This window comes from Roseicyclus sp., assembly GCF_965662675.1.
Taxonomy (GTDB): Bacteria; Pseudomonadota; Alphaproteobacteria; order Rhodobacterales; family Rhodobacteraceae; genus Roseicyclus.
Map to the genome: position 1 here is coordinate 1 of NZ_CBFIIK010000115.1, position 8,405 is coordinate 8,405.

Genomic DNA, 8,405 nt, shown 5'->3' on the forward strand with positions numbered 1-8,405 from the left:
CGCGTAGCCATACAGCCACGCGTCATAAAAATTGACCGCCTCGGCCGCGGTGATCCGCCCGAGCGGGATTCTGTGTGTCGATGCCCAACGCCGGCGTCGATCGCTGGTTGGCCACCAGAACGCGTGTTCGCAGTCGGGCACCCACGGGTTTCCGAAGATGGTAGACCTCGTCACCACGCGCGTGTTAGCCGGCATACGCCAGCCCTTGTTCCTGCGGAGCTGGATGCGCTCAGGCATTCGGCACGTCCTGCTTGAGGTTGGCGCGACCAATGCTGAGCTCGTATTTTGCGGCCAGTCGAAACACCCAATCTTTTGAGCAGCCAAGCTGCGCGCCGATCTGTCTGGCGGTCAGGCCTTGCGCGACCAGCTCGCGGAAGCGCTCGATGTCGACCGGCTCGGCGTTGCCGCGGCGGTGTGGGTTGTTGTTGGGCAGCGCTGGGCGCTGTCGGTCACGAGCGCGCGCCCAGGCAGCCATGGCGCGGCCGGCGACTTCCTCGACGGTTGGCGACAGGTAGGGCTCTGCGGCCGGGCTGAACACAGGCGCGATCATTTGGCCTCCGTCAGATGCGCGATGCCGTCGGCGCCGAACTGGTTGGGCCCGGCGAAGGCGGCAGCAACGTCGGACATTGCCTCGACCAAGCCGTGCTCGATGATGACGATAAACGCGACCGGTGCGATCGCACAGGCAATCAGCGTCACGATTGCGGCGACGCGCGCGATTGTGGTGATGATGTTCATGGGAAACCTCAAAACATTGCGGGCAGGATTGTGAGCGTGACGCTGTCGCCGTCTTCGACAAGCGCCTCGCGGTCGGGCAGTACGGTGTATCCGTCGGGCACGGTCAGGATCACGCGCTCGGCGTCGGTGCCTTTCCCGTTGACGTAGATCGTCGCGTGGACAGTCAGGTCGCCGTGCTGGAGCACGTAGACGCCGCCCATGCTGTTCTGGGCGCGCCCGTTCGAATACATGACCTCGGCAGCACCGGCGATGTCAGCGCTGTCGCGGATTTCCAGCGTGTCGCCGCCGGCGGTGAGCGTCATTGCCATGAGCCAATGCATCACAGCCACCCCGCGATCTTGACGAGCGCTGCAAGCGCGCAGACTGCCAGGATGAGCCAGGCCAGCGTTGATGCCGCGATCTGAAAAGCCAGCATGATGGCCAGCGCAGGTGGTAGCCCCTTGCGGCGGACGATGTCGCGGTCGAGATTGGCGGGCCCGTCCGCCAGCATCGCGCGGTACTTGGCGATCTCGTCCTTGCGTTGTGCGGAAAGGTCTTGCCTGGTCATGCGGAAGATCCTGTCGCAAGGATTGTTGCCGCGATGACGGATATGACGACCAGAAACACCGCAGCTATGACGAGCGCTGCGGCCGTCGGCTTGGTGTCCTGGTCGTCGTCGCACCACAGGTGGAAGTCTTCGAGCTTCTGGTCCTGTGTGCGCTGCTCGATCGGTCCGTTGCCATCCATCAGAACATGCCTTTTTCTTCGGCCATCGCCGTGGGAAGCGTGACAACCTTGTCGGTGCGGTCGTATTCGACCGCTGATTTCGGGACCCAGACCGGTTCACGGTCCGGATCCACGCGGAGAAGAAGGGCGAGATTGGTTTCGCGCACCAGTTCGGCTTCGATGTCGATGATGTCAGCCATCAGGCATTCTCCCGTGCATGGTGTTGCAGCGCGCCGACGATCACGCCGACGACGGTTGCGAATTCCGGCGATCCATGGACGGGCATGGTCGACAGGCTCTTGGCGATGTCGCGGGCTTGCACCCCGTGCTGCAGCAGCAGGCTGATCAGAACGCAGGCGTCCTGTATCGCGTGTTGCAGCTGCGACCCGCCGCGCTGGCCGTCGGCATAGAACACCTCGATGGCATCGCCCGACACGGGGTCGAGCCCGATCGTGATGTCGAATGCATGGGTCGCAAGCTCAGTGCGCCATTTGAGAGGGATCGTCAGCGCTGGGCGGCGGTTCGGCGGCTGTTGGCGTGTCATGGGCGCTCCCCCGGCGAGGCGCGGACGATGCGGCAACTGGGAACGAAACCCGCACCGCCCGCGCCAGCTTCCCGGCGACGCAGGGAGGAGGTAGCGCCACCGGAAATCTTGTTTGCCGATGCCATGCTCATGTCACGGCCAATCCTGCATTTCTTCAACGGCCATCATTGCGTTGGCCTCAGCGAGCGCGACATCCGGCGTGCGCTCCGCCTCTAGTTTGTGCAGCTCTGCCAGGCCCACGCTGGCAGCACTTAGCAGTGTTTGAAACACGTCAGGCATCAACGTCATGGCGCTGGGGCCCTTGGTAATTCGTACAAGCATGGTTCCTCCTTGCCGCTCGATGCGGTCGAAGGTAACCTTAAATGGAGTTATTTTCCATCGTCAAGGAAAATGTTGGAGAAAAACTCCATAATGCTGATGCGACGTGCGTAAAAGGTCGTTCCACAACTTGGGAGAAGAACGTGAAATACCGTGCTTTTGATGCGTTTGTCCTGGTAGTGGCGCGGGTTACGCGGCTGCCTATCAAACTTGTCTATTTTGCGGCTAGCAGTGTTGCTAGATGTTGTCGCACAGGCTCTCGCAGATCGTCCGGCAAATCGGAAAAATCGTGACGGTACGTGAATCGGATACCGATCCCGTACAAAGTCTCAAATTTTATGGCATTAGCGATCGCAAAACCCATCGACCCGTTTTCGATTTTAGTCAGGCTGCTTCGATCAAGGGTCAGTGCGTCTGCTAGTTCGCTTTTGCTCAATCCAAGGGCTTTGCGGGCCGCCGCTATGCGCGGCCCGACATTTTCGGGTCGTGACTCGATCGGAATCAGGGCGTCCAGCATTCTTTTCATGCTGCTAGCATTGCTGCGTTTGGATTTTTCTTCCATCGAACTTATCTCCTTCTTGACGAATGGAGAATAACTCCATTATGGCTGGTCGCATGCTTTATCGAGACATATCCAACCTTCTTGCGGCGTGGCCGACGCGGGCTGCTTTGGCGGCTGACCTTGGTGTCAGTGTTGATCGTGTGCACAAGTGGGCTCAGTCTGGTTCCATTCCTTCACGCTATCAGCTTGGCGTTCTTGAGGCGGCCAGTCGGCGGTCGATTCCGCTTACCGCCGACGAGCTGGTGCGGCTTAACGCGTGCGGGCAGCCAGTGTGCTTGGATCGCGAGCGGTCGCAATCACTGGCGTCGAAACAAACTGTTTTCAATTCGGAAACAATCGTGGCGGACGGCGATGGCTGACGCGCGAGGGCTTCGCAAGATCGACATTGGGTCCCGGGTTCGGCACATTGCATCGGCTGCGGATCGCCCGGACCTGATCTGGGTGCCGATCACCGGCCTGGTCGTGAACGATGCATATCAGCGGCCACTTTTGCGGCAGGGCTGGCGCCAGATCGAGCGTATCGCGCTTGCGTTTGATTGGGCCATGTTCGGTCCTGTCGTCGTCGCGCCGGTCGGCAATCAGTTTGCTTTGATCGACGGGCAGCATCGCGCGCATGCCGCGTATCTGGCTGGTCACGATGAAATCCCGGCGATGGTGGTCGAGATGGGTGCGGTTGAGCAGGCGCGCGCGTTTGCGGCCATGAACACGGCTGTGACGCGCATGAGTGCGCACAACGTCTTTCGCGCAGCGCTCGCGGCGCGCGAGCCTTGGGCTGTCGAAGCCGACGCGGCGGTGGCCGACGCTGGGTGTCGCCTCATGCCATACGCAAACAGTGCGGCCTCAAAGAAGCCAGGAGAGATTTATTCCGTCACGCTGATCCGGCGACACATCGAGGCGGGCGAGGGCGAGGTTGTCACCGCGTGCTTGTCCGCTATCCGCGCGACCGACGACGAGGGTGTGCGCGATTACTACGAGGGCGCTTTGCTCAAAGCGTTTTTCGCGGCTGTCGCCTCGAATATCCAGTTTCTCCGCCGCATCGATCTGGCGCGGTTTTGCCGGGAGACGGACTTGCTGTCTGTTGCTGACACCGCCGCCGCCCAGGCCGCCGCCACGCGGCGTCCGAAAGGCGCGATCCTGCGCGCGGCGCTGATCGAGGCGTTGTCAGAAACGCTTAAGACCGAGGGAAGGTGACAATGCTCGGCGCTGCAAACAATTTCGGGCGACGTCTGCAGATGGGTATCGTGGCCTGTCTCAAAATCGCCCCTGCTGAGAGCCGGTGCGCCCGGGGTCATGGTATTCACGCCGCAAGCAGGGGAACCAGCGCCGCGCCGGGCGAGATCGGCGTACCGTTAATGCCTGCCTTTGATCAGCCACGAACAACGACACGGAGGGCGTCATGAGCCATCGCGCGGTCAACTGGGCACTCGATCAGCGCCACCTCAAACCGGGGCCTTGGATCGTCCTTCTGCAGCTTTGCGATCGGCACAACAAGGACACCAAGCAGGTCAATCCCGAACAGGCCACGCTTGCGTTTGACTGCAACATGAGTCGCGCGACGGTAAACCGGCATCTGGACGAGCTTGAGGCGATGGGCCTGATTCAGCGCGTTCCTCGCCAGCATCCGGTCACAAAACGCCAGTTGTCGACTTTCTACATTTTGGGTCTCGACTTCGATGCGCCACCACAGATCGAGCATGCCGTGTCTCAAAATGAGACACGGATCGAGCAGGGGCAAAACGAGAACATTGACCAGAGCCGTGTCTCAAATTGCGACACGGGAGCCGTGTCTCAAAAAACGCAAAAGCCGTGTCTCAAAAATGGCAAAAGCCGTGTCTCAAATTGCGACACTAACCACGTAAGGGAACCAGTAAGAGAACCTTGTGTGTCGCAGGGCGACCCACACACACAATTTTTCGACGAAATCTGGGATCGGTTTTCGGCGGCGTTTCCGAGGATGGGCAACGTCGAGCTGACCGAGGAGCGTTTGCGATCTGCCATCGAGGCCGGCGCGGACCCCGAGCACATCCTCGCTGCGGCACGGGCCTATGCCGACGAGCAGCGCGGCAACAAATCTCAGTACATCGCGTTTTCCGAAAACTGGCTGGACCGGAAGGGCTGGGAGCGGTTTCCCAAGCCCGGCCGACCTGCGGCTGACTTCACCGCCGTTGCGGTTCAGCGGGCTCGAGCCATCCGTGCCGGGCAGAGTTGGGTGGCGCGCCATCTGTCGCCGGCCGCGGCGCGCGACCTGGTGGCGCGGGGGCTTGTGACCGCTGACGAATGCAAAGCCGCTGGGGTGACGCTGTGAACGGCTCCGGCGTCATCGTGGCCGAGTTCGGCGAGGTCGGCGTCGTTGTCAACCTGCACGCTGGCCATTGCGACCTGTCTGCGCCGCGCCCGGCGAGGTCGGGGATCGTGACCCGGCAGCGCATGATCCTCGACCTCGATGAGATCGAGGGCGCGCGCATCGCCCAGATGCATCGCCCTGCCAGCGATCCGGTTGCACGGGACATCGCGCGCGCTCTGAAATTCGCGGCCGAGCATTTGGCGGCGCATCGGCAAAGGGGGCGCTCATGATGCTGCGCTATTCCGTGCTGGTGACGGTCGCGGGCATCGGTGTCGTGCGGCACGTCGCAAAGGCCAGGGGGCGCGCGGAGGCGGAGCAGCGTGTCCGGCGCGCGTACTCTCAGAGGGAAATCATCACCATCACCGCTGCGCGGCTGGCGCCGTTGCCAAAGGCCCAGCGCGTGACCACCAAGACGGAGGTTTGAAATGGACACCAGCGAACGCAACATGACCCTGATCGGGCCTGACGGAACGGAAACCCCGTCATTTTCGCTCGATGACATGAAGGCAGCCACAAAGGCGCTCTCAGGAAAAGCCCCGATGAAAAACACCGAGGCGGACCAGAAGGTGCTGAACGACGCATACAGCGTCACCGCGACCCAGCTGAGGTCTCTGGTGCAGCGGTATGAACGCTTGGCCGCGGACAAGGCTGACATCGCCGACGATCAGAAGGAGGTCATGGCCGAGGCAAAGAGCCTGGGGTACGACACGAAAGCCCTTCGCCGCATCATTGCGATGCGTCGGGAGGACCCGGACAAGCGCGCGGAGCTCGAGGCCGTGGTTGACATGTACCGCACAGCGCTGGGCATGTGATCATGGCGCGGCGTCGGAAAACACGGGATGAGATCGCAGCGGAAGCCCGGGAACGTCACGAGCGGCTGTGTCGGCTGGCAGAGAAGCGCGCCGGGCAGCCTGGCATCACGAAGCTGCGTTTGCGGGTGCAGGATGCCTTGGTCGAACGCATGCGCGCCGAGCAGCGCGCAGGGTGGGCGTCGTGACGGAACGGATGAGTGCTGCTGACCTGCAGACCCTGCGAGCCCAGAGCAAAGGTCAGAAGTATGGCGCCCAGCGCACGACCGTCGATGGCATCGCGTTCGACTCGAAGAAGGAGGCGCGTCGGTACCAGGAACTGCGCGTGTTGGAGCGCGCTGGGCAGATTGCCGATCTGCAGCGGCAGGTTGTCATCGAGCTTGAGGGCCGCGCTGGGCCGCTGCTGACGCGCACAGGGCGCCAGATGCGGATCACCGTGGACTTTGCCTACATCGACCGCTCGACAGGGCTTATGGTCTATGAGGACGCGAAAGGGTTGCCGACACGGGACTACGAGGTGCGGCGCGCGGTGGCGCAGGCCATGGGCATCGAGGTGATCGAGGTATGAGCGCGCCGTCGGCCAAATCCCTGTTCAGGGCGACGCGCAAGCGACCGGACATAGCGCCGGCATCCCTGCCGGTTGATCTGCCTGAGCACATCGCGCCTGTGCGCGCCCAGGAACGCCGTGACCTTGATTTCTACCCGACCGGGCAGCCCGAGGCGATCCGCGCGCTCCTGGCCCGCGATGGGGACGTCATACGCGGCCTGGGCAGCGTCTGGGAGCCCGCCTGCGGCGATGGTGCCATGGTGCGCGAGATCCGCGCTGCCGGCCTTCCTTGCTGCGCCTCCGACATCGTGGACCGCGGCTGCCCCGATAGCTGGCAGTCTGATTACTATTCCTGCCTCCGGAGCCGCGCCCGCGCGATCATCACTAACCCGCCTTATTGCGAGATCAACGCGCGCGACGGACACGGCCGCTGGCTGCGCCACACGCTCGACATGCCGGGCTGGGACTACCTCGCGCTCCTGCTGTCGTGGGACTGGCCTGCGGCCCGTCAGAACGGTCTCGGCGCGCTCCTGGACGAGCAACCATTCTCCTACTGCTACCTGCTTCGCTGGAAGCTCGATTTCACCGGGCAAGGGTCACCGCCGCAGCGCAACGCCTGGTTTGTCTGGCGGCGCGGGTGGTCGGGCCCGAGCGAGTTCCGCTGGCTCGACCGTGAGGACCATCGGCAGGGGTCGCTGCTGTGACGAGGCAAGGGAGGGCAGGGCGTGCCGAAGAAGAAACGCAGAACACGCCTGAAGCACGGGACGAACAAGTACGGCAAGCCGGCATCACAGGTGTCGCTGGCGCAGCCGTCGTGGGACATGGGGCCTGACACTGAGGCGCAGCGAGCCGGTAAGGTGATCGAAGACGCGAGGATCTGGGATGCGGACAAGGGTGTCTGGGTGAATCCAAACGGCGTCAAGCGCGCGCGGCGGATTGATCTGATCGAGTCTTGGGCAAACACTGGCAAGGTGACGGAGCGGCAGTTCAAGGCGGCGCAGGCGCTGCGCATCGCTTTTGAGCGGACGATGTGCAGCGCGCCGGCGATCAAGAAGGTGCAGGTTGATACCTCGCCGAGACCGGATGAAACGGTGGCCATGATGGTCGATCGGATTGGCGCGTTTGCGGACCTCATGAAGCATGTGCCATCCGAGTCTCGCGCCGTCGTTGAGTGTGTCGTTCTGGACAACCGAGGGCCAAACAACCTCGGTTACAAGGCGCGCGCATACGCTCGCGGCGTGGAGCTGCTCCGCTCTGGGCTTGATGCTGTCGCAGACGAGTTGCGGCTTTAGGATTGACCGGGACAAAAAAAGATGCATTCTACGGATTATCGGAGGAGCGCGCCCAAGTGGTGCGCTTCTTGCGTTTTGGGCCGGTCCATGCATCTCAGCGTTAAGTCGAACATAGCGCAGTTCCGCAGGCAGATGCGCCGCCAACAGCGCAGCCAGCTGCCGTTTGCGACTGCGGTCGCTTTGACGAGGACTGGCAAGGACGCGAAGGCTGCGGTCGAGAAGAAGCTGCCCAACGTATTCGATCGACCGACGCCATTCACGCAGCGCGGCGTGGCAGCGCTTCCGGCGAATAAGCGGCGGCTCTACTCGCGAGTGCTGATCAAGGACGCGCAGGCAAAGTACCTGAAGCTGCAGGAGGACGGCGGCACGCGGCGGCCATCTGGTCGGGCGTTGGTGATCCCGTTTGCGGCGCGCAGGAACCGGTACGGCAACATCGCGCGCGGTGGGGTGCGCAGGCTGCTGGCGCGGGACGACACGTTTTCGGGCGTGGTGCGCGGCATCGGTGGCATCTGGCAGCGCCGGCGCGACGGCACGGTGGTGTTGCTG

Annotated in this window: 18 protein-coding genes and 2 pseudogenes; 10 read left to right on the plus strand and 10 right to left on the minus strand. The window is 62.8% G+C overall.

Features of this window, described 5'->3' with window-relative positions:
• The 10 genes and pseudogenes from ACTG4J_RS13385 to ACTG4J_RS13430 all read right to left on the minus strand — a co-directional run.
• Positions 1-237 (minus strand): annotated as a pseudogene (locus ACTG4J_RS13385) (hypothetical protein); the annotation flags it as partial.
• Complete coding sequence (locus ACTG4J_RS13390; protein WP_439140245.1) at positions 230-550, minus strand: helix-turn-helix domain-containing protein; 321 nt, start codon at positions 548-550, stop codon at positions 230-232. The gene ACTG4J_RS13390 and the pseudogene ACTG4J_RS13385, both read right to left, overlap by 8 nt.
• Positions 547-738: a hypothetical protein gene (locus ACTG4J_RS13395; protein WP_439140246.1), complete on the minus strand. Its 192-nt coding sequence runs from the start codon at positions 736-738 to the stop codon at positions 547-549. The genes ACTG4J_RS13390 and ACTG4J_RS13395 overlap by 4 nt, the downstream gene beginning before the upstream one ends.
• Positions 739-746: 8 nt before the next feature.
• Positions 747-1,058: a hypothetical protein gene (locus ACTG4J_RS13400; protein ID WP_439140247.1), complete on the minus strand. Its 312-nt coding sequence runs from the start codon at positions 1,056-1,058 to the stop codon at positions 747-749.
• Positions 1,058-1,285, minus strand: a complete 228-nt coding sequence (locus ACTG4J_RS13405) for a hypothetical protein (RefSeq protein WP_439140248.1) — start codon at positions 1,283-1,285, stop codon at positions 1,058-1,060. Before ACTG4J_RS13405 ends, ACTG4J_RS13400 begins: the two co-directional genes overlap by 1 nt.
• Positions 1,282-1,464 (minus strand): hypothetical protein, encoded by a 183-nt coding sequence (locus ACTG4J_RS13410; protein WP_439140249.1) that lies wholly within the window; start codon positions 1,462-1,464, stop codon positions 1,282-1,284. The genes ACTG4J_RS13405 and ACTG4J_RS13410 overlap by 4 nt, the downstream gene beginning before the upstream one ends.
• Positions 1,464-1,643, minus strand: coding sequence for a hypothetical protein (locus ACTG4J_RS13415; RefSeq protein WP_439140250.1), 180 nt, complete (start codon positions 1,641-1,643; stop codon positions 1,464-1,466). The genes ACTG4J_RS13410 and ACTG4J_RS13415 overlap by 1 nt, the downstream gene beginning before the upstream one ends.
• Positions 1,643-1,987 carry a TSCPD domain-containing protein gene (locus ACTG4J_RS13420; RefSeq protein ID WP_439140251.1) on the minus strand — a complete coding sequence of 115 codons (345 nt, stop codon included), beginning with the start codon at positions 1,985-1,987 and terminating at the stop codon, positions 1,643-1,645. The genes ACTG4J_RS13415 and ACTG4J_RS13420 overlap by 1 nt, the downstream gene beginning before the upstream one ends.
• 132 nt (positions 1,988-2,119) lie before the next feature.
• Positions 2,120-2,308 (minus strand): hypothetical protein, encoded by a 189-nt coding sequence (locus ACTG4J_RS13425; protein WP_439140252.1) that lies wholly within the window; start codon positions 2,306-2,308, stop codon positions 2,120-2,122.
• Between the two features lie 211 nt (positions 2,309-2,519).
• Positions 2,520-2,867, minus strand: a complete 348-nt coding sequence (locus tag ACTG4J_RS13430) for a helix-turn-helix domain-containing protein (protein WP_439140253.1) — start codon at positions 2,865-2,867, stop codon at positions 2,520-2,522.
• A 23-nt stretch (positions 2,868-2,890) separates the two neighbouring features.
• Here ACTG4J_RS13430 and ACTG4J_RS13435 point away from each other — a divergent pair, with 23 nt between their 5' ends.
• The 10 genes and pseudogenes from ACTG4J_RS13435 to ACTG4J_RS13480 form a co-directional block, all read left to right on the plus strand.
• Complete coding sequence (locus tag ACTG4J_RS13435; protein WP_439140254.1) at positions 2,891-3,226, plus strand: hypothetical protein; 336 nt, start codon at positions 2,891-2,893, stop codon at positions 3,224-3,226.
• Complete coding sequence (locus tag ACTG4J_RS13440; protein ID WP_439140255.1) at positions 3,219-4,058, plus strand: ParB N-terminal domain-containing protein; 840 nt, start codon at positions 3,219-3,221, stop codon at positions 4,056-4,058. Before ACTG4J_RS13435 ends, ACTG4J_RS13440 begins: the two co-directional genes overlap by 8 nt.
• A 205-nt stretch (positions 4,059-4,263) precedes the next feature.
• Positions 4,264-5,172, plus strand: coding sequence for a helix-turn-helix domain-containing protein (locus ACTG4J_RS13445; protein WP_439140256.1), 909 nt, complete (start codon positions 4,264-4,266; stop codon positions 5,170-5,172).
• Positions 5,145-5,441, plus strand: a complete 297-nt coding sequence (locus ACTG4J_RS13450; protein WP_439140257.1) for a hypothetical protein — start codon at positions 5,145-5,147, stop codon at positions 5,439-5,441. Before ACTG4J_RS13445 ends, ACTG4J_RS13450 begins: the two co-directional genes overlap by 28 nt.
• Positions 5,438-5,635 (plus strand): hypothetical protein, encoded by a 198-nt coding sequence (locus ACTG4J_RS13455; protein ID WP_439140258.1) that lies wholly within the window; start codon positions 5,438-5,440, stop codon positions 5,633-5,635. Before ACTG4J_RS13450 ends, ACTG4J_RS13455 begins: the two co-directional genes overlap by 4 nt.
• A 1-nt stretch (position 5,636) precedes the next feature.
• Positions 5,637-6,023 carry a DUF2312 domain-containing protein gene (locus ACTG4J_RS13460; RefSeq protein ID WP_439140259.1) on the plus strand — a complete coding sequence of 129 codons (387 nt, stop codon included), beginning with the start codon at positions 5,637-5,639 and terminating at the stop codon, positions 6,021-6,023.
• A gap of 172 nt (positions 6,024-6,195) precedes the next feature.
• Positions 6,196-6,588 carry a DUF1064 domain-containing protein gene (locus ACTG4J_RS13465; protein ID WP_439140260.1) on the plus strand — a complete coding sequence of 131 codons (393 nt, stop codon included), beginning with the start codon at positions 6,196-6,198 and terminating at the stop codon, positions 6,586-6,588.
• On the plus strand, positions 6,585-7,271 hold the full coding sequence (locus ACTG4J_RS13470; RefSeq protein WP_439140261.1) for a hypothetical protein: 687 nt from the start codon (positions 6,585-6,587) through the stop codon (positions 7,269-7,271). Before ACTG4J_RS13465 ends, ACTG4J_RS13470 begins: the two co-directional genes overlap by 4 nt.
• 21 nt (positions 7,272-7,292) lie before the next feature.
• On the plus strand, positions 7,293-7,859 hold the full coding sequence (locus tag ACTG4J_RS13475; protein ID WP_439140262.1) for a hypothetical protein: 567 nt from the start codon (positions 7,293-7,295) through the stop codon (positions 7,857-7,859).
• A gap of 87 nt (positions 7,860-7,946) precedes the next feature.
• Positions 7,947-8,405 (plus strand): annotated as a pseudogene (locus tag ACTG4J_RS13480) (hypothetical protein); the annotation flags it as partial.